This is a genomic window from Alishewanella longhuensis, assembly GCF_014653435.1.
Classification (GTDB): domain Bacteria; phylum Pseudomonadota; class Gammaproteobacteria; order Enterobacterales; family Alteromonadaceae; genus Alishewanella; species Alishewanella longhuensis.
Genome location: NZ_BNAO01000007.1, coordinates 172,871 through 193,327 on the forward strand (window position 1 = coordinate 172,871; position 20,457 = coordinate 193,327).

Genomic DNA, 20,457 nt, shown 5'->3' on the forward strand with positions numbered 1-20,457 from the left:
GCCTTTGAATGGCAATAGCTAAACCGCCAATTTAGAAACGTATAGCGCTATTACTTAGGGTTGCCGCAGCAGCCCCTTGTTTACCATTCAACACCCATTGTACCGCTATTTTTTCTAACGCCGGGGTTAAGCTGAATAATCCCAGATCAAGCTGTTGCAACATCGCTGGGCGCTGACATAACAAACTAATATTGGCATAAAAATCACCATGCCCGCTGTAACCCGGTTCAGTAAGATCGGTATTAGCATCCCCCCCCTGGATCTCACAGCTTGCCTCACGGTTCAGAGCAAACCAAGCTCCTTGTGCCAGATTATCTAACGCCAAAGCCACTTCTTGCTTTTGCTCAGTGCTACTCGGGGCATGCTCAAAACCCACAATATTATAAGCAGCAGATTGCAGCGCTAACTGCAGTTCATTCCCTTCTAACACCAGTGTTAAGGTTGCAGCACCATGCACATGAGCACCAAGCTGAGTGAAATCACTGTCATGGTCGTGTTCGTGTTCATGGTTGTGGTGATGTGTATGCGGTTCCGCCTGGGCATGCTTGTGCTCATCGGTATGTTTATCGTGTTGATGCTTATCATGTTGGTGCTTATGCTGTTGGGCAGGACTGCTAGAATCGGCCACGGTATGGGCGGCAACTGGCGCATTAACAGCTAACCATAAGGCTGAGAGCGCCGCAAAAGAGAAACTTTTTTGCATCTGAAAATACCCCTAATAATTTTTAACTCATCATACTTAATTTTTGAACTGTCGCAATGCCCTAGCTGATCTGAGTGAGTACTCAAAGCCGTACTGTAGCTATCACTCGATCAAACAGATGTATATGCCAAAACTTATCGTAATACTAGGCGATCAGCTTAGCCCTGCCCTTGCCAGCCTGCGTCAGGCGACACCTGATGACATCATTCTATTGGCAGAGGTACAAAGTGAAGCCACTTATGTTAAACATCATAAGCATAAGATTGTTTTGTTGTTTAGCGCTATGCGGCACTTTGCCGCAGTATTGCGACAACAAGGCTTCAATGTTTGCTACATTGATTATGGCAGCCACCCTAATATTCAGAGTATGACGGATGCAATACAGTTCACTCTAATCCAGCGTCAGATAACACAGATTGTGATTACCGAGTGCGGTGAATATCGGTTACAACAGGAAATACTAAACTGGCAATCGCACTTCGAGCTGCCGGTTTCTGTGTTGGAAGATGATCGTTTTATTTGTAGCCTTAGCATGTTTGCGCAGTGGGCCAGCGATCGGCAGCAACTGCGGATGGAATATTTTTATCGGTTAATGCGTCGTCATACCGGTTTGTTGATGAGCAGCAATCAACAGCCCGTTGGCGGCCAGTGGAATTTTGATAAGGAAAATCGCAAAGCCTGTCCGCCAGATATAGCACAAATCCCACCGTTAACTTTTGTGCACACGGAGATCACAGTCGAAGTTATCAAACTGGTGAATCAGCATTTTGCTGACCATCCGGGCATCACAGAAAATTTTCAGTATGCGGTGACTGGCAAAGATGCCCGTAAAGCTTTTTTACACTTTGTCGAGCAACAACTGGCGAAGTTTGGTGATTACCAAGACGCGATGTTAATTGACCAGCCCTTTTTGTTTCATAGCATTTGCTCGATGTATCTTAATGCAGGTCTATTGGATGTGCGTTGGATGTGTCAAAAAGTAGAAGCGGCTTACAAGGCGGGTCTGGTCAGTATCAATGCCGCTGAAGGTTTTATTCGGCAACTTATCGGCTGGCGCGAATACGTCAGAGGCTTATATTGGCTGAAAATGCCCGACTACAGCAAAAACAATTATTTAGAAGCACAGCGCCCGTTACCTGGTTATTATTGGCACGGCAAAACCAAGATGCGCTGTATGCAACAAGCCATAAGCCAAACGCTAGAATTTAGCTATGCACACCATATTCAGCGCTTAATGGTTACTGGTAACTTTGCCTTGCTGGCGGGGCTAAGTGTAAAGGAGATCACAGACTGGTATCTGGCTATCTATGCGGACGCCTACGAATGGGTAGAGTTACCTAACACGCTGGGCATGGCGCTCTTTGCTGACGGGGGGGTGTTAGCCTCTAAGCCTTACGCTGCCAGCGGTGCCTATATCAACCGCATGAGTAATTACTGTAAAAGCTGCCACTATAAAGTCAAAGATAGCTTAGGTGAACTGGCTTGCCCCTTTAATGCACTCTATTGGGACTTTTTAGATCGCAACAGCGCTACGCTGGGGCAAAACGCCCGCTTACAATTGGCGTATAAAAATTGGTCGGCCAAAGGTAACGAGCAACAGCAGGCTATTCGCGCTAAAGCACAGCAGCTATTAATTCATCTGGAGCAGTTATGAGCACGCTGGTGTTATTAAACCATTGCTTACGGCTAAAGGATAATCCGTTATTGGCTCAAGCCTCGGGCGAGCTCTGCGCTGTGGTTACGCTCGAAAAAACGCAATTTTTTGGCAAACAATATGGCTTGCACCGCGCCAACTTAACACGGCTTCGCCAACAGATGTTGCTGATAGCAGATTTAAAGCAGCAGCTGGCCAAACACCACATTGGGTTAGTCACCCTGTTTGGTAACAGTACAACTGAACTACTGCAACTAGCCAAACGTCTCAAGGCAACAAAGCTGTTAGCAGCTGAACCTACGGCACCAGAAGAATACCACCTGTTTCAACAACTGGCGACCCAGCTTAAACTAAACTTAAATGATGCTAATAGCCTATTGGCTAATCAGCTAAGACCCGACTTAGTCATGCTGTCAGATCGGTTTACCAGCTTTCGCAAAAGATTAGAGCCATTGCTGTTAGTCAGTGCCCCTTTAACCGATTTTTCACCATCGGGTTCACAGCAATGGCTCTCACCAGAAACAGCCTGGACATTGAGCGAGAGCTGGCAGCAGCTGACTGACTTCGCGCCAGCTCTACCACAAAGTCAAAAACTAAGCGGCCCACTTTATGCCTGTGAAAGCGCCAGCTGGCAACGTATTGAGCATTATCTTTGGCAGCAAAAACATATCCTGCATTACAAAGAAACCCGTAATGGCTTAGTTGGTGAGAACTATGCCAGCTTTTTTTCTATCCCTTTGGCACTGGGTAGCTTATCTGTGCGGAGCCTGTGGCAGCAAATCGAACTTTTTGAACAACAAGTTGCTGCAAATGACTCCACCTATTGGCTGAAGTTTGAACTATTGTGGCGGGAGTTTTTTCGCTGGCAAATGCGTAAGTATCAAACAGCTTGGTTTAGCGCCAATGGGATTAAGGGGCCTAAACAATTCTTGCCACCCCAGCTTAACGTAAAAATGCGATTGCGTTTTGCGCAGTGGTGTCAGGGACAAACTGGCGTACCCTTTGTCGATGCTAACATGCGCTTATTAAATCAAAGTGGCTTAATGAGTAATCGTGGCAGGCAAAATGTCGCCAGTTATTTGATCCATGATTTGGGCTTAGATTGGCGCTTGGGCGCCGCCTATTTTGAACAGCGCTTACTGGATTATGATGTGGCCAGTAATTGGGGCAACTGGGCATATATTGCCGGCTATGGTAACAGTGAAGCCAGGCCCTTTAACATTATCAAACAAGCGCTGAGCTATGATGCAAATGCTGATTTTGTAAAGCAACTATTGCCCGAAATTATTGCTAGTGGCAAAGCAGCACACCGTCCTAGCTCAGGCAGTATCCTGGCGAGTCACAGTCGGGACTGGTTTACCGAGTTAGACTAGGCTACTTTATGCATCTACTCTGGCTAAAGCGTGATTTACGGATAAGTGATCACGCCGCCTTATACCATGCCGCCAAACATGGTCAAGCAGTGTTGCCGGTGTACATTGTTGAACCGGACTATTGGCAGCAACCTGATACCTCATTGCGGCATTGGGCTTTTATTCATGAAGCTTTGGTTCAGTTGCAGCGACAATTGTCTGCACTAGGGCAGCCTTTGCTGGTGTTCTATGGCGCCGCCAGCCGCGTTTTCAATGCGCTATTACAACGGTTTCCAATCAGTGCTGTCTATAGCCATGAAGAAACCGGTAATCTCTGGAGTTATCAGCGTGATATCGCTGTTGCCAGGTTTTGGCAACAGCGCGGCATTCCCTGGTATCAATTTAAACAGTTTGCAGTATTCAGGCCTCTTACAAACCGTGATCATTGGTTTAAGCAAGCCGATGCCTGGCTCACACAATCGTTATATCCCACACCTGATAGCCTACCCTTTATTTGCCATAGCAATTGGCAAGCTCCGTTGCCATGGCCTGAACGTTATCAAGATCTGGCACTGTGCTCTCAGCCACAGCATGCCCAGCAGGTCACTGAAACATTACAAAGTTTCTTGAGCGCGCGGGCGCAATTTTATCGTGGTGGCATCTCTTATGCTTCCAAGGCCGCAAACAGCTGCTCTCGTTTAAGCCCCTATTTAAGTTACGGATTGCTCAGTATGCGTGCCTTACAACAACAAAGTTGGCAACAGCGTTGTGCTGCTGAGTCAGAGCGTCAAAAACAAGGCCTGGACGCTTTTTATAGCCGTCTACGCTGGCATTGCCACTTCATCCAAAAACTGGAAGATGAGCCTGAAATTGAATTTAGAAATATGCACCGGGGGTTTGATGGGCTGCGCGAAACTGATTTTTCTGCAGCCTACTTTCATGCCTGGGCTACAGGCAATACCGGTTACCCACTGATCGATGCGGCTATGCGGTCGTTACTGCATACAGGTTGGCTGCATTTTCGGGGCAGGGCCATGTTAGTGGCCTTTGCCTGCTATCATTTATGGCTACACTGGCGGCCAGTTGCGCTGCATTTAGCTCGTTGCTTTGTTGACTATGAGCCGGGCATTCACTACCCACAAATACAAATGCAAGCCGGCACCACCGGCATTAACCCTAACCGCATGTATAACCCGATCAAGCAAAGCATACAAAAAGATACTGATGGTCATTTTATCCGGCAGTGGTTGCCCGAGCTGCGTCAAATCCCAACAAGCTGGCTACATCAACCCTGGTTGCTGAATAAACAACAACAGCTGCAGTATGGTTGCGTACTCGGCCGCGATTACCCCGAGCCAGTTGTTGCTGCCGAGCACGCTATTCGCTTCGCCCGGCAACGGCTAAAAACCTGGTTAGCCACGCACCGCCATTGTTGGTCGGACGAAAAAAAACGCATTATGATGCGCCATGCCAGCCGTAACAGACCCGTAGAACGGCGAAAAGCCGTTTCTAAGCAACAGCTATCCTTATTTAGCGAATAAAGTTAATCAGCTTTTTTAGCCAGCAATGCTACTATCAAGTTAGCCGCTAAATCGCTTCTTCGTCTTCTTCGCCGGTACGGATCCGAATAACTCTTTCCACGTCGAACACAAAAATTTTACCATCACCAATACGGCCGGTTTGTGCCGTTTTCATGATGGCCTCAACACAGCGTTCAACCTGATCATCAGGTACAACAATGTCTAATTTCACTTTAGGCAAAAAATCTACCATGTATTCAGCACCGCGGTAGAGCTCAGTATGGCCTTTTTGCCGGCCAAAGCCTTTGACTTCCGTTACTGTCATACCGGTAATGTTGATCTCAGCCAGCGCTTCGCGCACATCATCCAGCTTGAAAGGTTTGATAATTGCTTCAATTTTCTTCATGGTTTCGACCGCCGCGTTATCCTTTAGATAGCGGCAGTATAATACAAGCTGCCTTTTGCTTCAGCTGTTTGCACGACTTTGTTGATCTTCTTTGCTAAAGATACGTTAATATACAACTAGCGCAGTTTTCGCATCAGCAACAACGATTCAGTCAATGAGGCTACTATGAGTATTGCACAACAAATCATTCAGGAAATGCGGGTGTTGCCGCAAATTGACGTAGAGTATGAAATTCGTCGTCGTGTTGATTTTATAAAAAAACAGCTTCGCACCGCAGGTTTGCAAACGCTGGTATTAGGGATTAGTGGTGGGGTTGACTCCACGACTTGTGGTCGTTTAGCTCAGCTGGCAGTAAATGAATTAAATGCTGAGGCCACTGAGGCTAATTATCGTTTTATCGCTGTCCGTTTACCCTATGGCGTGCAAAAAGATGAAGACGAAGCGCAATTGGCGCTACGTTTTATCCAGCCAAGCCAGGCAGTAACGGTCAATATTAAAGCCGCTGCCGATGCACTGCACCAAGATACGCTAAGTGGTATTGACGTTTTGCCATTGCCCAGTGAGGCCATGATTGACTTTGCCAAAGGCAATGTTAAAGCACGTTGTCGTATGTTAGCGCAATATCATATTGCTGCCCTGCAAGGTGGGTTAGTGTTAGGCACTGATCACTCTGCAGAAAATATCACTGGCTTTTATACAAAATGGGGTGATGGCGCCTGCGATCTAGCACCGCTATTTGGTTTAAGTAAGCGCCAGGTAAGAGCTGTAGCGCGGCAACTTGGCGCACCAGAATTATTAGTTGAAAAAACCCCTACCGCCGATCTGGAATGTTTAGCACCACAAAAAGCAGATGAGGCAGCGTTGGGTTTAACCTATCAGCAAATTGATGACTTTTTAGAAGGTTTAACGGTAGCACCAGAAGTCACAGCGAGGTTGGTACAAATCTACCAAAAAACCCAGCACAAACGACAAGCCATCCCAACGGTTTATGATTAAAACCAACAATTAAACAAAAATTACATTTAATTTACTTTTTGACATTTAGAGCTACACTTTAAGTCTGTCTGGTGACGGAGTGTAGCTTATGTCTATTCGTGGTCTAACTTTGGTAGAAATGCTGATAACCATCGTTATCCTCAGTATTTTGTTAAGTATCGCAACGCCATCCTTTACCGAACTGCTGCATAAACAACGGGCCAGCAGCTATATGCAGCAATTTAGCCGTCATTTACATTATGCAAGGATTAAAGCCAGTATTAGTCAATTGCCTGTGCAAGTTTGTCCGACCACAGCAGGTAAGTGTCAAGGTAACTGGCAACAGCACCCCATACAGCTGACACTCATCAATCCGCTGAGTGCTGACACAATATTACTAAGAGAAATTCCTAAGGTCCCCACGCAACATCGCCTTAGTTACAATCGCCAACAGATACAATTTCGGCGCGACGGCAGTTTAGATGCGTTGGAAAATGGCACTTTTTATTACTGTCCTCCAGCACCTTACCAATGGCATTACCGCTTGGTACTAAATCAAGCTGGGCGAAACCGCCTAAGTCAGCATCCCGAGAGTTGCCCGGTTTAGCCCCGGTTTACCCCCAGCAACTAATTGGCTCAGCGAGTTCGCTATTACGTTGCCCTAACTGATTAAGGCTAAACCGCCGACATTGACTGTCTTGCTGTTGCGGCCCCTGTGCTGTCATCAGTAAATTATAAGCCTGATTATTGGCATAAAGCTCCACTTGCACGCGGTAGCGGCCAGAAGGACTTTCGCCCGTCGGTAGCCCTAATCGCACTAATTCTGTACTGTACTCGCCATAATCAGCCAATAGTTGCTCCTGCCGGTTAGCGATGGCTAACAAGGTTTTGACCGCTTCAGCTCTGTAGCTACGCAACACATACTGCTGGTAAGCCGGGTAAGCGATAGCGCTCAGAATCCCCAAAAGTAGCACCACAATTAGCATCTCGAGTAAACTAAAACCTAATCTGGCCATCAGTAGGCTCCTCGCTCATTTCGGTATGTAGCAAGCCTTTTCCATAGGGGGAATTTATCTAAGCTAAGCGGCTCTGTGCAGTTATGACACTCTGCACTAATTTTCAACAGGTTGGGCTTTATTACGGTTTGCTGCTGTTCACTCCTTAATACCAGTTTTAATTGTTTATTAGCCTGTTGTTGCAAAGCAAGAGCTGCATCAGGAAGATAAGGTATTTGCTGGCTTAGCGTATTATAAACACTGGCTGCCGTATGCAAATGCATCGCATACAACTGCTGGGTGTTGTCTCTGGGTACACAATCATCAGCGGTGTGCGTTGAGGCAACTGCAGCATAGATTACACCGGCCACTACTTTTGGGGCTGTACTAATCTTCCCAGGTAATTGCACTTGCCAACCAGCTCTGGACAAAAGTGCTCGCCAATCAGCTGCTGACAGTGCCTGGCTTTGTGCTGTTTCATTGATTAGCGTTCTATCGGCTAAATGGGCAAAACGGGTAATAGTGCCAGTTGACGGTCCCATACTAAATCTTAACATCAGGATACTGTCATGCCCCGTCACCCGATCGCGAGCCACTAACAACAGCAATTGCTGATCAGCATGGCGCCATGCCAAAGGCGCTAAGCTACTGGGAAGTCTCGTTCGCAGTAAGGCTGCTGTCGCAATAAAATCTAAACCACTATCACTTAAATCGGCCATTAGTTGGGGTTTACTAAAAACGCCCTCTAAGATTGAGAAACGCCAGAGTATGCCCTCAGTACTGATAAACCAAACATGGTCTGCAAATCCATCCAGATTCGAGTCTTCCACTAAGGGGCTGGCTTGCACTTGCAATGGTTTGCTGCCTAGCAATAGATCTAAGCTGGCAAGTGGCATATGGCGTTGCAGCAACCGTAATTGCAATTGCTGCATGCCAGATTCAAGTTCTGCAACAGCGATCTCTGCCACAGTGTTTTGTTGCTGATGTTTTAACGACACCCGCACCGGGTCGGGTAACAAGGGTGGGCATAGCGCAAAAACGTTAGACCAGAAAAAACCGCTAATGAGTATAAGCCATTTCATAAAGCCGCCTCCGGTAAGCGAACGCGTTTTCTTAGTACCAAGCTGTTATAGCGACTAACCAGCGGTGTATTATTACTTTGCATGCTGGTCTCAAGAAACAATAGTTCGCATTGTAAAGCGGCATCTGACCAGGCAGCATAAACACCCGGGCAAGCAGGTAAATTGATGGTGTTTAGTGGCAATTCTGCGGGATCCAAACCGTTTAACTGAGATAAATGCCGCTGCAAAGCATGATATTCCAGTTGCAATTGCTGCTGGGCCGCTTGCGCCGACTTCATACTAAGCTGGCTGATATATAAATTGCTCGCCACCATCAACAACATAATCATCAAAAATAACAACGCAGTGAGTAAAACCATCCCTCTATTTTTCATAGATCCTCCGATGCTTTAACCTAAGTCTTTACCGTTAATATCCTCACCTATCCGCCAAGACGGTATTTTCAAAATAAACTGCACCACTCAGTAGCAAGCGGCGATAATGATCACCCGGCGCAGTATAACTTAGGCTGCCGAGTTGGTAATGCCGGTCGTTTATATAGCTCCGATCGGGCTCTAACGAACGGAGCAGCACATGGTACTGCACAGCAACTATCCGGCTTTGTTGCTGTAACCAGTGATTAGGGGTCATTTGGCTAGTTGCCAAACTGTAATTTGGACGTCCATCCAAATCACTGTCGATTAGAAACTCGAAATGTAAACGTTCAACGCCGTCAATAATGGAGTCTGTAGCCATATTTGCTGCACCAGCTGCATTTCTAACCAGTCTTTTTCGCATTAATACCGGAATGCTTTGCCCTGCTAATTGCTGTTGCTGGATGTAAAGCACCGAATGCTGATAGGGGAACAAAAGCATGGAACTGCCGCTGGCAGTATCTATGTCTACAAAGCGACTTTGCTGCCAATCGGCTTGCAAATAAAAGCGATTGTTACGCATTTCATTTCGAGTAACCTGAATACCTATGCTGCGCTTTAATTGCAAAAACTCGGTATTTGGCAATAAATTATTTAAACAGTTAAGCTGACGAGAACCGGTAGCCGTGTTAGAAAATAGTGTAATAAAAGGCTGCTTAAATTGAGGGAAACTACCAGTATCAAGGCCAGCTTCAAAACAATCGTTGCTGGGTGCCATTATAGCGCTACCGGCATTGTTAATATCCAGCAAGCTTTGCCCACCCCAAAATCCGCCATTTTGTAATTCGTTGTTCAGTAGATTTAAAACTAATTGGCCATTTTGTTGTAACAACGCCAATTGCCGGGTTTGGGTAGAAGAAGATTGCAAAGAACTAAACGCAGTTAAAATAAGCATTAGTAGTAGTAACGCCAACACCATAGCGATCATTATCTCTACTAACGAAAAGCCTCCATGCTTAGCTGTCATTTGCTACTCCTTAGATTACCTCAGTTGCAATGCTGAACGCCCTGCTGTTGCTGCACAGGCTTGTCCCTGGCTTACTGCCATTGCCGCATGCTGCCGCCAACTGGCGGTTAATTCAATTTGGCCGCCTTGCTGCTGCAAACAAAACTCAGGGGAAAATAGCAGGCCGTAACCAGACTGTTCTGATTGCCATTTTTGTTGCCAGCGCGCAACCAGATACTGACGTGAATCCTGATACGAGCAAGGCGCAGCATCATTGCATGACGGCATATTTAAAGAATGATTAGAGGAAAAAGTGCTACCCGCCAAGGTAGAAAAAGCGGCTAACTTCTCAGTAATTTCATGTGACAAGGCAACAACAGTGGTGCGCTGGCTAGCATCGGTAACAACTTTTAGTGCTAACAGCTGCCCTGCCAGTACCCCCAGCAACCCGACTTTTAGAATAAGCAAAGTGATCAAAACTTCGATCAATGTTGCACCACGCTGGTGTTCCATAACGACCTCGGTTATAAACCCTTGGGATTATAACTTTAGCGCATTAGGTTAACTTTTCAAGACTATTTAAACCAAAAGATGTAAAAAAAAGGTTGCAAAAAACCAGAAAAACTTTATACCAATACTATCTGACAGTCGCAATTTAGGTATCGTTAATCTTTTCTGACACCTAGTGCTGTTACAATACCGTAGAACTTGCACCTTACTATAAGGACTGCGGCTGTACCCTATTAAAAAATATTAATAATAGGGCGCCAACTCGCAACGAATAAGCTGTGTTAGTTGCTACTAATTGACTTCACTCCAGCTAGTGACCCGAATTGATGTCGAACCTGAGCCAACAGAACCGTTGTTGGTATCAGTAAATTGCCACAGATCTTTTGCCCCAGCACCAAGTAACTCCCTCGCCTCAGCAACTAACTGGCGGTTAAATTCAATTTTAGCATTACCACCACCTTTCAGATCCAGATCAATGGTGGCTTCTGCTGAACCGAATGTCCAATCAGATGGACCGCCTGCAACCTTATTCTCAACCATGTGGGCAACTACTAAAGTCCCTCTTAGCCCGTTATTACCCAAACCATTCAGCCGCACTTGACTACCGGTGACGATGACCAAACCGTCGAAGGTCGCTTGACCGCTGAACACAACATTTCCCTCAACAATCAAAATCCCTTTACCTGTGGTATTACCTGCAAGCTCACAGCTTGCCGGGCATTTCAAAATATAGATTTTCGAAGCTGCTGTCGGAAAAGACTTGTTATTAATATTAGTTTCATTTAAACAATTATTGGTAATGGCACACTCTGCTTTCACGGTGTCAATAAATAACCGCATTTCATTTGCATCACCAAAAGGACCTGTAAACTCAACTTGTTTGACACCACCAACATAGTTGGCTTCACGACTATCCTTCGTCGAATCAAGGATTTTCTGTACATTCCCCTCAGTATTAGTCGCAATAGCCGGCGCAACCACAGAGCCCGATATCATTTCGCCTACTATCTTAAACTGCGAGCTACTGGCGGCAGTCATGTTTTTAATAGTGCCAATAATATTCATTGCTGCCAGATTCCCCTCACCAGAACCTCGCTGCATAATACTTTGAATACACCTTTTAACCCCAGAACCATTATGAATACCACAGCTGACGACTAAGGCCCTATTGCTCACAAAACTTATACTATCAATATACCAGTGTAAGCCAGTTACAACATTGTCCTTTAATCCTTCCAACTTAACCTTGTCTGCCGACCAGCTTGTGTCTGTAGTAGGCCACTTTGCAATATTTGTGGGGATCATAAAGAAATTATGTGAGGAGACTAGCCCACTTTCAGCTTTCATCATTGCTTCTGAAATTTGCTTCTGATTCGCCGCTAATCGTTCGCCCAATAGAGAGTTACTGACGCCTGATACGCCAACGATAGTAATGATTAAAAGTAGTAACAAACTCACAACCAGTACTGAACCACTCTGGTAACTTTTCATAATGTAATCCTCAATCTCAGCTACCAAACTTTCTAATTAGGATATTGTTGCGTACCCCAATTCGAAAATTAACTGTAATATTATCGGTTGCAGTAGCTCTCATCGTTAACTGCACATTAACGCCAATCGCAGTTGGGCAATCAGTCCCGCCCACTGAAATACAGGACGAACTAAAAGCCACTATGTCTTCAGATAAAACTTCGGCAGTGCCTAACCCTACCTGACGAACCAACGTATTGTTCGGATCCAGCCGGTATTCTGTCGTGCCATCAGGACCAATCAAAACAAGCGTTGGTGCTGAGCCTACAATATTTCCGGCGCGAATGTCCGTGGCTAACAGATCAGTCACTAAGCTTAAATCGCTTTGTAATCGATTAAATCGCTGCGCCTCATTGTATGCCTGCTGGCCACTGATAAAAATCTGTATTCCCCCACCCAGCACGACGATCCCTATGGTTAAAGCGATTAGCAGCTCTACCAGTGTCACGCCAAGCTGATGTCTGTTCCGCATAGTTTGCTTCATGGATAGAGGTCCATTTCATAGACAAAGGTTTCAACTGCATTTTCGCCAGCAAAACGATTCTCTTGCCATCTAACCGAGATCCTCCAGCTACCACTGCCAAGATCTTCAATAGCGCTTGCAGTATTACTGGCTGGTAAAGTGTTATTCCAAGCCTGCAGCCATTCAGCCTGAATCGCTGCAACTGATTTCGCGGGGGTGTCCCCTAAGTTAATCCACAAGCGCTCTGACGCATCCATCGCGATAATACTGGCCAAGGTTCGCTGATAAGCAGAGTGACTATTCTGCACTGTCTTAAGTTGCAATGCCGCCATGCCCAGCAAACCAAAGGCAATAATGAGTACGGCAATTAACACCTCTAATAATGAGAACCCTGTCTCGCCTTTTATCCTAAGTAAGTGCCGATTTAACACTACGAACCTCCGCATTGGCCTGACTCGATTTTAATTGAGCCTCCAGCTTCAATAAGTAATCGACGGTTATTACTATAATAAGACAACTGAAAACAGTTTTGATTGCTCTGCCTGCGACCTCTTAGATCAAAAACGATGTCACTCGCGCTTGCACCAGCAAGCGAGACTGAAGTCGTTGTTTTATCTATACTTCGCAAAACGGTGGTTGTTCCCGGTTGGACAACTTCCGCTTTCCAACCATTACCAGGTGTGACTGTTACAGCAACGTTGACTCTACGTTTTATTGCTTCGGTCCTGGCATAATGCATTAAACCCAACAATTCATTAGCTTGGCTTCTCAGCGTATTTTGTCTCAACATCTCAAGAAAAGAAGGTGTTGCTATGCCCAGTACAATAGCTAATACCGCAATGGTAACCATCATTTCAACTAAGCTAAAAGCGCCCTGACGTTTATGCATAGATGTTCACCAACATCCCGTTGCTGGATCTGAGGTTCTTACTCCAGCTTGATTAACTGAGAAACTTTTACAGGTATCTTTTGCCTGTCTTGAGCCAGATACTGGTGCTGCTGTAACGGTATAGGTCGTAGCCGCTTTAGTTAGCGTTAAGGTATAAAGTCCTGCTGGAGAACTGCTAGAGGGCAAAGAGTAGCTTGTGTAGGAGTTATTCTGTGTGTAATGTCTCTCAAGTTGTTGCACAACATTCATCAGCGCGTCCCTCGCATCCGTCCGCGCAGACCTCAGCACATAATTCTGATAAGCAGGAAACGCAATAGCCGCTAAAATGGCAATAATTGCTACTACAACCATCAATTCAACTAGAGTAAAACCTAGTTGTTGAGTCTTTCTGTTCACATTACATCGCATTCTGGCAATCCATAAGCACCGTCTTATAAAGCAAAGATAACAGTTAATGCGAGGAGCGCCAGCAAGAATGGATAAAGGGTAGATTTTTCTGACTAGCGGTTGTACCAAAACTACCGGCGATAGCACTAGCGGGTACTGGAGTTACTATACTTTATTTAATGCTTGTTTTACCAAACTCAAAGCACGTCGGCTAATAGGTAGATTGAACCTGCCATGGGCCAACTCTGCCAAGCAAGGATTATTTGCAGGGTGACGTATAGCAGTAAGATGTAACGGATTAATAAGGGTTTGCCGATGAATACGGAGTAATTGAGGGTAAGATGCCGCCAATTGATTCAAACTTTGATCCAGCAAGACGTCATCACCCTGCATGTACATTCGCACATATTTATCTTCAGCAGAAAAATACAGCACCTGATCTAGCGTTATACTTTTACTCAAACCAGATTGTTGGTAGCGAATAACAGACGGCCCTGACTGATATTTCTGTAAGCGGTTCAGTTGGTAGGCTCTTTGTAAACTCTGTTTCAGTTGGCTTGTCGTCACTGGTTTCAACAAATAATCAACGGCGTGGACATTGAAGGCTGCCAAAGCGTGCTCAGAATAGGCCGTAACAAAAATTACCGCTGGAGGTTCAGGTAACTTGGCAAAGAACTCAGCTAAAGACAAACCATCCTCACCGGGCATAGCAATATCTAACAAGACCAAATCAGGTATCCGGTTAGTTGCCATATTTCGCGCTTCGGCAGCTGAAGCGGCCTCAGATACCTCTGCATTAAGCCCGGTTTCCATCAACAGTCGTTTTAAGCGGCTGCGTGCTAGAGGCTCATCATCTGCTATTAAGACATGCATAGTGCTAATCCTGATGTCTCAGTGGCAACAACAGCGTAACGCTGAAGTATTGCTCTTTTGCCACAACTAACATCAGTGCTGCTTCGCCAAAAACATAAGCTAAGCGCTGTCGGATATTCTGCAGAGCCATACCACTATGTTGATCTTTTGTTGAGGCGCCGCACAAGGGATTTGTTATCTCAATCTTAAGCTGTTGCTTAGTGAGTATCATGGCAATGATAATTTCTCCCCCCGCTGTCGTCGGTTCGATTCCATGTAAAATAGCATTTTCTAACAAGGGTTGTAGCGTTAATGCGGGTAGTTTTAGCTCCGGTAGCGGTTCCACTAACTGCCAGGTTACAACCAATCTATTTCCCAATCGCCACTGCTCTAGTGATAAATAGCGCCGACATAACTCCAGCTCTTCTGTCAACGGAATCATCATCGTACTTTGCATAGCTGCACGAAACAAAGCTGCGAGATCAAGTAACGCGGCCTCCGCTGCTACTGCATCTTGATGAATCAACTCTGCCATCGAGTTTAGCGCATTAAATAAGAAGTGCGGTCTGATCCGCGCTTGCAGTGCTGTCAATTCTGCTTGGCTATAAGCCGTGATCCTCTTGCTTTGCTCGTCAGCCATAATCAGGAATTGAATAACCAAAAGCGCCACTATAAAACAGATTAACAAATTGTTTGTTAGAATCACTAAGAGGTCAATGTCAGGTGCTAGTTGCTGAAAATACCAAAAGCTGATGACTGTGCATCCAGCGGTAATACTGAGCAAGATCGCCTGGGTGAGTAAAGCTAACTGCCATAAACTTACCTTGCTAAGCAATGGCGTAAACAGACTAAAAGCCAGGCAACTGATTAATGCAATCCATTGTACAAACAAGCTAATAAAGCCAAGCCGGTACCACGGAGATGAATCAAGGGTAAAGGGGGCAAAGGCAAGTAACAACGCCAGTCCCTGGGCAAAAACAATAACCCGCAACACTTGAACTGGCGCTCGAAAATCGGGGAGGCGCCTGCTAACCTGAATCTGCGGGTTCAACATTAGCTAGCCTCCTGGCTGATTAAAATTAACGCAACTCCGCCGGTATAGCAAATACCACATTCTCTTCCCGGCCAGTGGTTTCGGTAACGCTATTGCCACCCCACATTTTTAGCTGGGCAATAACATCCTGCACTAGTACCTCTGGCGCAGAAGCCCCCGCGGTAACGGCAACACTATCAACGCCATCCAGCCAACTTTGCTGAATATCGTTAGCGGTATCAATTAAGTAGGCAGTACAACCGAGCTTTTCAGCCAATTCGCGCAACCGGTTGGAGTTACTACTATTTTTAGCACCCACCACCAGCATTAACTGTGCTTTTGCTGCCAGCTCACGCACCGCGTCCTGACGATTTTGCGTGGCATAACAAATATCATCTTTGCGTGGACCTTCAATTTCTGGAAAGCGCACGCGCAGCGCATCAATCACATCAGCCGTATCATCTACCGACAAGGTGGTTTGACTGCTGTAACACAGCTGCAGTGGGTTTTTCACTTGCAATTGCTGTACATCTTCCACCGACTCTACCAGATAGATGCCTCCCTGGGCATTGTTATACTGCCCCATGGTGCCTTCTACTTCTGGATGGCCGGCATGGCCGATTAAGATACATTCGACGCCTTTGCGGCTGGCGCGGGTCACTTCCATATGCACCTTGGTAACCAACGGACAAGTGGCATCAAAGACCTTTAAGCCGCGCTGTCTGGCATTTTCGCGCACTGCCTGAGATACCCCATGGGCACTAAAGATCACAATTTGATCATCGGGCACTTCATCCAGCTCGTCCACGAAAATGGCGCCGCTGCGGCGTAAACCGTCTACCACAAACTTGTTGTGTACCACTTCATGCCGTACATAAATAGGATGCGGAAACAATTCCAGCGCCCGCTCGACAATGCTAATGGCACGATCAACACCAGCGCAAAATCCGCGTGGATTGGCTAATAAAATATCCATGCTTAGCTTACCTGCACTATTTCCACGTTAAAGGTCAGGGTTTGCCCAGCCAGTGGATGGTTAAAATCGATAGTGACCGAATCGCCTACCACTTCGCGCACTAAGCCCGGCAGCTCAGAGCCATCAGGCATAGCGAAGCCAATAATAGTCCCCACTTTCGCCGGTGCATCAGCAGAGAACTTACTGCGATCAACATAATAAATATTGTCGGGATTAGGCATACCGTAAGCATCTTCCGGTGCTAGGGTAAAGGTTTTTTTATCACCTATGGTTAGCCCCAACAATTCGGCCTCAAAAGCCGGCGATAAGCTGCCATCGCCCATCTGTAGCTTAGCGGGTTTGTTATGCACCCGGGTACTTTCTGCAGCGCTGCCGTCGGATAATTTAATATCAAAATGGAATACCACTGTGCTGCGTTCACTAATCACGCTTTGCTCACTCATTTGTTTTCTCCGGCATCATTGCTAAAACTATCCCAAATTAGCAATGCAGCACCAATACAGATCACTGAATCGGCAATATTAAAAACAGGATAATGCCAACGGTCATAATATAGATGAAAAAAATCAATTACGTAGCCGTAGATGCTGCGATCAATCAAATTACCGATGGCACCCGCGAACACCAGGGTTAACGCCAAACTTAGCTTGGTTTGGCTGCGGTTCAAACGGCTCATCCAAACAGCAATGACGACACTGATCACCACGGCAATACCGGTAAAAAACCAGCGCTGCCAGCCGCCAGAGTCACTTAAAAACGAGAAAGCAGCGCCGTAATTTCTAACATAGGTTAAGTTAAAAAAGGGCAGTAAATCGATCGAATCACCCAAGGCCATTTGCTGATGCACCAATTGCTTGGTTAGCTGATCCAAAGCAATCAACAGCAGAACCAACCACCACCAGCGCCAGGCTGTTTGCTGAAATAACCGCATTAAGCAAATTCCCTTGTTTCACCTTCGCCACTGACATTACTCACGCAGCGCAAACAAATACCCGGGTTAGCGCTATCAGCACCTACATCATGCCGATGGTGCCAGCAACGTTCACACTTAGCAGCAGTAGAGGCATTAACCAAGACGCTTAAGCCTTTTATGTCAGTGGCAACTGCAGCAGCATCAGCCGTTTCGGTACTCACTTTCGCTGTTGAGGTAATCAGCACAAAACGCAGCTCATCGCCCAAACGGCCTAAGGCATCGGCCAGCTCTGGCGCCGCGTACAAGGTCACTTCAGCTTGCAATGACGCACCCAGTTTCTCTTCACGCCGCGCACTTTCCAGCACCTTATTCACCTCATCCCGCACTTGCAATAATTGCTGCCAGTAGGCATCGCTAAATTTGCCCGCTGGAATACCGGCAAAGCCCTGATACCAGACATCAGTAAACACAAAGGGCGTACTCTGGCCCGGTAAGGCTTCCCAAATCTCTTGCGCAGTAAAGCTCATGATGGGAGCCATCCAGCGCACCATCGCCTGGGCGATATGATAGAGCGCGGTTTGGCAACTACGACGAGCCTGGCTGTCTTTATGCGCCGTGTACTGGCGATCTTTAATCACATCTAAATAGAAGCTGCCCAGCTCAACCGTACAGAAGTTCATCAGTTTTTGGCTCACCTGATGGAACTGATAGTTATCATAAGCATCTACAATTTCTTGTTGTAGCTGTGCTGCACGGTTTACCACCCAAAGATCCAGCTCGACCAATTGGTTAAATGGCAATAAATCTTTAGCTGGCTCAAAACCATTGAGATTGGCTAATAAGAAACGTGCAGTATTACGAATACGACGGTATTTATCCGCGGCACGGTTTAAGATCTCATCCGATACCGTCATCTCAGAGGTGTAATCAGTAGTCGCTACCCATAAACGTAAGATATCGGCACCCAGTTTGTTCATTACATCTTGTGGCGAGACCACATTACCCAACGATTTGGACATCTTGCGGCCTTCACCATCTACGGTAAAGCCGTGGGTCAATACCTGTTTATACGGTGCCAGGCCTTTGATGCTTACGCCGGTCATTAACGACGACATAAACCAGCCACGATGCTGATCCGAACCTTCCAGATACAAGTCGATTTGCGCAGCGCCATTAAACTCTGGCCGGGCATCGACGACTGCGGCATGGGTAACACCAGAGTCAAACCACACATCCAGTGTATCCGTTACCTTGCTATATTTAGCTGCATCAGCACCTAATAACTCGGCGGCGTCTAAATCGAACCACGCCTGAATACCACCCAGCTCGACTTTTTGGGCAACTTGCTCAATTAAATTGGCGGTATCCGGGTGTAAGGCGCCGGTATCTTTATCGACAAACAAGGCAATAGGTACGCCCCAGGTACGCTGCCGCGAGATACACCAATCAGGCCGGCCGGCAACCATATTTTCAATGCGCTGTTGCCCCCAATCAGGGATCCAACGGGTTTGTTCGATTTGCGCAAGTGACGTCTGACGCAGCCCTTGCTGCTCCATACTAATAAACCACTGCGGTGTCGCGCGGAAGATAATCGGCGTTTTATGGCGCCAGCAATGCGGATAGCTATGCTTGTAGGCTTTGTGTAGCAGCAAGGCACCGCGTTCTTTTAACGCCTCGACCACCGAGTCGTTGGCTTTAAATACATGCTGACCAGCAAATAGCGGCGTATCGGGCAAATAAACGCCGTTAGCACCTACCGGGTTAGCCACTTCCAGGCCATATTTTTGGCCTACTACAAAGTCTTCCTGACCATGACCTGGCGCCGTATGCACACAGCCGGTACCGGAATCGGTAGTAACGTGCTCACCAAGTACTACAGGTACAGTAAAGTCATATAACGGATGCTGTAATCTCACCAGATCTAGCTCAGCCCCTTTGCAGAAACCTAAGGCATGGTAGTGCTCGATATTGGCACGCGCCATCACATCTTTAACCAGATCTGTGGCTAAAATTAAGCGCTCGGCACCGTTCGGGCCCTGTTCTACCTGCACTAAGGAGTAACTTAATTCGGCATTAATGGCCACAGCACGGTTAGCTGGAATGGTCCAGGGCGTAGTAGTCCAGATCACCACAGAGATCGGGCCCTGACCACGATGTTCCGCCGGATGATCAAACTTATCCGCTACCGCAGCATCAACTACCTGAAAACGTACATCAATTGCAGGCGAGATCTTATCTTGATACTCTACTTCAGCCTCTGCCAGGGCAGAACCACAATCGGTACACCAATGTACTGGCTTAAAGCCTTGCAATAAGTGACCATTACCAATGATCTTGCCTAAACTGCGGATAATATTGGCTTCAGTAGCAAAATCCATGGTGCGATAAGGCTTATCCCAGTCACCAAAGACACCAAGACGAATAAAATCGGTGCGCTGCGCGTCAATTTGCGTTAACGCATATTCGCGACATTTTTGCCGAAACTCTGCTGGGGTTAATTTTACCCCTGGCTTGCCGTATTTTTTCTCGACCACCAGCTCAATGGGTAAACCATGACAATCCCAACCTGGCACATAGGGGGCATCAAAGTCAGATAAGGTTTTGGCTTTAACAATAATATCTTTCAGAATTTTATTAACGGCATGACCGATATGGATATTACCATTTGCATAAGGAGGGCCATCATGCAGGATAAAGGTTTTTTTACCTTTTTTGGCCGCGCGGATCTGGCCGTACAAATCGGCTTCGGTCCACTTTTTTAGCATCTGCGGCTCGCGCTGCGCCAAATTAGCGCGCATGGCAAAAGCCGTCTCCGGTAAATTCAAGGTATGCTTGTAATCGCTCATCCGTTTCGGTTC

At 46.5% G+C, this 20,457-nt stretch carries 23 protein-coding genes; 5 read left to right on the plus strand and 18 right to left on the minus strand.

Annotated features, from left to right (window positions below; all coding sequences use genetic code 11):
• Positions 1–31: 31 nt before the first annotated feature.
• The gene (locus tag IE163_RS13850; RefSeq protein ID WP_189433571.1) at positions 32–703 is read right to left on the minus strand and encodes a ZrgA family zinc uptake protein; all 672 of its coding nucleotides are present in this window, start codon (positions 701–703) and stop codon (positions 32–34) included.
• 124 nt (positions 704–827) lie between these two features.
• Between IE163_RS13850 and IE163_RS13855 the strand changes: the two genes are divergently transcribed.
• Genes IE163_RS13855 through IE163_RS13865 form a run of 3 tightly spaced genes read left to right on the plus strand, consistent with a single transcriptional unit; the run spans position 828 to position 5,250 of the window.
• Positions 828–2,357, plus strand: a complete 1,530-nt coding sequence (locus tag IE163_RS13855) for a cryptochrome/photolyase family protein (protein ID WP_189433572.1) — start codon at positions 828–830, stop codon at positions 2,355–2,357.
• Positions 2,354–3,730 carry a DASH family cryptochrome gene (locus IE163_RS13860; protein WP_189433573.1) on the plus strand — a complete coding sequence of 459 codons (1,377 nt, stop codon included), beginning with the start codon at positions 2,354–2,356 and terminating at the stop codon, positions 3,728–3,730. The genes IE163_RS13855 and IE163_RS13860 overlap by 4 nt, the downstream gene beginning before the upstream one ends.
• An 8-nt stretch (positions 3,731–3,738) precedes the next feature.
• Entirely contained in the window at positions 3,739–5,250 is a 1,512-nt protein-coding gene (locus IE163_RS13865; RefSeq protein WP_189433574.1) for an FAD-binding domain-containing protein, read from the plus strand.
• Positions 5,251–5,296: 46 nt separating this feature from the next.
• Here IE163_RS13865 and glnB read toward each other — a convergent pair whose 3' ends face one another.
• The gene (glnB, locus tag IE163_RS13870) at positions 5,297–5,635 is read right to left on the minus strand and encodes a nitrogen regulatory protein P-II (RefSeq protein ID WP_189433575.1); all 339 of its coding nucleotides are present in this window, start codon (positions 5,633–5,635) and stop codon (positions 5,297–5,299) included.
• A gap of 165 nt (positions 5,636–5,800) precedes the next feature.
• Here glnB and nadE point away from each other — a divergent pair, with 165 nt between their 5' ends.
• Both nadE and IE163_RS13880 read left to right on the plus strand, forming a co-directional pair.
• Positions 5,801–6,631: an NAD(+) synthase gene (gene nadE / locus IE163_RS13875; protein ID WP_189433576.1), complete on the plus strand. Its 831-nt coding sequence runs from the start codon at positions 5,801–5,803 to the stop codon at positions 6,629–6,631.
• 88 nt (positions 6,632–6,719) lie between these two features.
• Positions 6,720–7,217, plus strand: a complete 498-nt coding sequence (locus IE163_RS13880) for a GspH/FimT family pseudopilin (protein ID WP_189433577.1) — start codon at positions 6,720–6,722, stop codon at positions 7,215–7,217.
• 7 nt (positions 7,218–7,224) lie between these two features.
• On the opposite strand, the gene IE163_RS13885 is transcribed toward IE163_RS13880, so the two are convergent.
• The 16 genes from IE163_RS13885 to ileS all read right to left on the minus strand — a co-directional run bounded on the left by IE163_RS13885 (position 7,225) and on the right by ileS (position 20,445).
• Complete coding sequence (locus tag IE163_RS13885; protein WP_189433578.1) at positions 7,225–7,626, minus strand: type IV pilin protein; 402 nt, start codon at positions 7,624–7,626, stop codon at positions 7,225–7,227.
• Positions 7,626–8,687 carry a hypothetical protein gene (locus IE163_RS13890; protein WP_189433579.1) on the minus strand — a complete coding sequence of 354 codons (1,062 nt, stop codon included), beginning with the start codon at positions 8,685–8,687 and terminating at the stop codon, positions 7,626–7,628. Before IE163_RS13890 ends, IE163_RS13885 begins: the two co-directional genes overlap by 1 nt.
• The gene (locus tag IE163_RS13895) at positions 8,684–9,061 is read right to left on the minus strand and encodes a hypothetical protein (protein WP_229833575.1); all 378 of its coding nucleotides are present in this window, start codon (positions 9,059–9,061) and stop codon (positions 8,684–8,686) included. Before IE163_RS13895 ends, IE163_RS13890 begins: the two co-directional genes overlap by 4 nt.
• Positions 9,062–9,104: 43 nt before the next feature.
• Positions 9,105–10,067 carry a PilW family protein gene (locus IE163_RS13900; RefSeq protein WP_189433580.1) on the minus strand — a complete coding sequence of 321 codons (963 nt, stop codon included), beginning with the start codon at positions 10,065–10,067 and terminating at the stop codon, positions 9,105–9,107.
• Positions 10,068–10,082: 15 nt separating this feature from the next.
• The gene (pilV, locus tag IE163_RS13905; protein WP_189433581.1) at positions 10,083–10,559 is read right to left on the minus strand and encodes a type IV pilus modification protein PilV; all 477 of its coding nucleotides are present in this window, start codon (positions 10,557–10,559) and stop codon (positions 10,083–10,085) included.
• Between the two features lie 288 nt (positions 10,560–10,847).
• Positions 10,848–12,047, minus strand: a complete 1,200-nt coding sequence (locus IE163_RS13910; protein WP_189433582.1) for a PilX N-terminal domain-containing pilus assembly protein — start codon at positions 12,045–12,047, stop codon at positions 10,848–10,850.
• A 16-nt stretch (positions 12,048–12,063) separates the two neighbouring features.
• On the minus strand, positions 12,064–12,558 hold the full coding sequence (locus IE163_RS13915; protein ID WP_229833576.1) for a PilW family protein: 495 nt from the start codon (positions 12,556–12,558) through the stop codon (positions 12,064–12,066).
• A gap of 8 nt (positions 12,559–12,566) precedes the next feature.
• Positions 12,567–12,980, minus strand: a complete 414-nt coding sequence (gene pilV, locus IE163_RS13920; protein WP_229833577.1) for a type IV pilus modification protein PilV — start codon at positions 12,978–12,980, stop codon at positions 12,567–12,569.
• Positions 12,980–13,438 carry a GspH/FimT family pseudopilin gene (locus tag IE163_RS13925; RefSeq protein WP_189433585.1) on the minus strand — a complete coding sequence of 153 codons (459 nt, stop codon included), beginning with the start codon at positions 13,436–13,438 and terminating at the stop codon, positions 12,980–12,982. Before IE163_RS13925 ends, pilV (IE163_RS13920) begins: the two co-directional genes overlap by 1 nt.
• Positions 13,439–13,444: 6 nt before the next feature.
• Positions 13,445–13,846 carry a type IV pilin protein gene (locus IE163_RS13930; protein WP_189433586.1) on the minus strand — a complete coding sequence of 134 codons (402 nt, stop codon included), beginning with the start codon at positions 13,844–13,846 and terminating at the stop codon, positions 13,445–13,447.
• Positions 13,847–13,990: 144 nt separating this feature from the next.
• Positions 13,991–14,698: a LytR/AlgR family response regulator transcription factor gene (locus IE163_RS13935; RefSeq protein WP_189433587.1), complete on the minus strand. Its 708-nt coding sequence runs from the start codon at positions 14,696–14,698 to the stop codon at positions 13,991–13,993.
• Between the two features lie 4 nt (positions 14,699–14,702).
• Positions 14,703–15,731: a sensor histidine kinase gene (locus IE163_RS13940; RefSeq protein WP_189433588.1), complete on the minus strand. Its 1,029-nt coding sequence runs from the start codon at positions 15,729–15,731 to the stop codon at positions 14,703–14,705.
• Between the two features lie 25 nt (positions 15,732–15,756).
• Entirely contained in the window at positions 15,757–16,686 is a 930-nt protein-coding gene (ispH, locus tag IE163_RS13945; RefSeq protein WP_189433589.1) for a 4-hydroxy-3-methylbut-2-enyl diphosphate reductase, read from the minus strand.
• Between the two features lie 2 nt (positions 16,687–16,688).
• Positions 16,689–17,129 (minus strand): FKBP-type peptidyl-prolyl cis-trans isomerase, encoded by a 441-nt coding sequence (gene fkpB, locus IE163_RS13950; protein ID WP_189433590.1) that lies wholly within the window; start codon positions 17,127–17,129, stop codon positions 16,689–16,691.
• A complete protein-coding gene (gene lspA, locus IE163_RS13955) occupies positions 17,126–17,617 on the minus strand; it encodes a signal peptidase II (protein ID WP_189433591.1) in 492 nt (163 codons plus the stop codon). Before lspA ends, fkpB begins: the two co-directional genes overlap by 4 nt.
• Positions 17,617–20,445, minus strand: coding sequence for an isoleucine--tRNA ligase (gene ileS, locus IE163_RS13960; RefSeq protein ID WP_189433592.1), 2,829 nt, complete (start codon positions 20,443–20,445; stop codon positions 17,617–17,619). The genes lspA and ileS overlap by 1 nt, the downstream gene beginning before the upstream one ends.
• Positions 20,446–20,457 lie beyond the last annotated feature (12 nt).

Excerpts from the sequence above, each read along its gene's own strand:
- IE163_RS13925 (WP_189433585.1), bottom strand. The coding sequence starts at position 13,438 with ATGCATAAACGTCAGGGCGCTTTTAGCTTAGTTGAAATGATGGTTACC.
- IE163_RS13860 (WP_189433573.1), top strand. The coding sequence starts at position 2,354 with ATGAGCACGCTGGTGTTATTAAACCATTGCTTACGGCTAAAGGATAAT.
- IE163_RS13930 (WP_189433586.1), bottom strand. The coding sequence starts at position 13,846 with ATGCGATGTAATGTGAACAGAAAGACTCAACAACTAGGTTTTACTCTA.
- IE163_RS13855 (WP_189433572.1), top strand. The coding sequence starts at position 828 with ATGCCAAAACTTATCGTAATACTAGGCGATCAGCTTAGCCCTGCCCTT.
- fkpB (WP_189433590.1), bottom strand. The coding sequence starts at position 17,129 with ATGAGTGAGCAAAGCGTGATTAGTGAACGCAGCACAGTGGTATTCCAT.
- IE163_RS13940 (WP_189433588.1), bottom strand. The coding sequence starts at position 15,731 with ATGTTGAACCCGCAGATTCAGGTTAGCAGGCGCCTCCCCGATTTTCGA.
- IE163_RS13880 (WP_189433577.1), top strand. The coding sequence starts at position 6,720 with ATGTCTATTCGTGGTCTAACTTTGGTAGAAATGCTGATAACCATCGTT.
- pilV (WP_189433581.1), bottom strand. The coding sequence starts at position 10,559 with ATGGAACACCAGCGTGGTGCAACATTGATCGAAGTTTTGATCACTTTG.
- ileS (WP_189433592.1), bottom strand. The coding sequence starts at position 20,445 with ATGAGCGATTACAAGCATACCTTGAATTTACCGGAGACGGCTTTTGCC.
- IE163_RS13865 (WP_189433574.1), top strand. The coding sequence starts at position 3,739 with ATGCATCTACTCTGGCTAAAGCGTGATTTACGGATAAGTGATCACGCC.
- ispH (WP_189433589.1), bottom strand. The coding sequence starts at position 16,686 with ATGGATATTTTATTAGCCAATCCACGCGGATTTTGCGCTGGTGTTGAT.
- IE163_RS13910 (WP_189433582.1), bottom strand. The coding sequence starts at position 12,047 with ATGAAAAGTTACCAGAGTGGTTCAGTACTGGTTGTGAGTTTGTTACTA.
- glnB (WP_189433575.1), bottom strand. The coding sequence starts at position 5,635 with ATGAAGAAAATTGAAGCAATTATCAAACCTTTCAAGCTGGATGATGTG.
- IE163_RS13935 (WP_189433587.1), bottom strand. The coding sequence starts at position 14,698 with ATGCATGTCTTAATAGCAGATGATGAGCCTCTAGCACGCAGCCGCTTA.
- nadE (WP_189433576.1), top strand. The coding sequence starts at position 5,801 with ATGAGTATTGCACAACAAATCATTCAGGAAATGCGGGTGTTGCCGCAA.
- IE163_RS13915 (WP_229833576.1), bottom strand. The coding sequence starts at position 12,558 with ATGCGGAACAGACATCAGCTTGGCGTGACACTGGTAGAGCTGCTAATC.
- IE163_RS13890 (WP_189433579.1), bottom strand. The coding sequence starts at position 8,687 with ATGAAATGGCTTATACTCATTAGCGGTTTTTTCTGGTCTAACGTTTTT.
- IE163_RS13895 (WP_229833575.1), bottom strand. The coding sequence starts at position 9,061 with ATGAAAAATAGAGGGATGGTTTTACTCACTGCGTTGTTATTTTTGATG.
- IE163_RS13885 (WP_189433578.1), bottom strand. The coding sequence starts at position 7,626 with ATGGCCAGATTAGGTTTTAGTTTACTCGAGATGCTAATTGTGGTGCTA.
- IE163_RS13900 (WP_189433580.1), bottom strand. The coding sequence starts at position 10,067 with ATGACAGCTAAGCATGGAGGCTTTTCGTTAGTAGAGATAATGATCGCT.
- lspA (WP_189433591.1), bottom strand. The coding sequence starts at position 17,617 with ATGCGGTTATTTCAGCAAACAGCCTGGCGCTGGTGGTGGTTGGTTCTG.
- IE163_RS13850 (WP_189433571.1), bottom strand. The coding sequence starts at position 703 with ATGCAAAAAAGTTTCTCTTTTGCGGCGCTCTCAGCCTTATGGTTAGCT.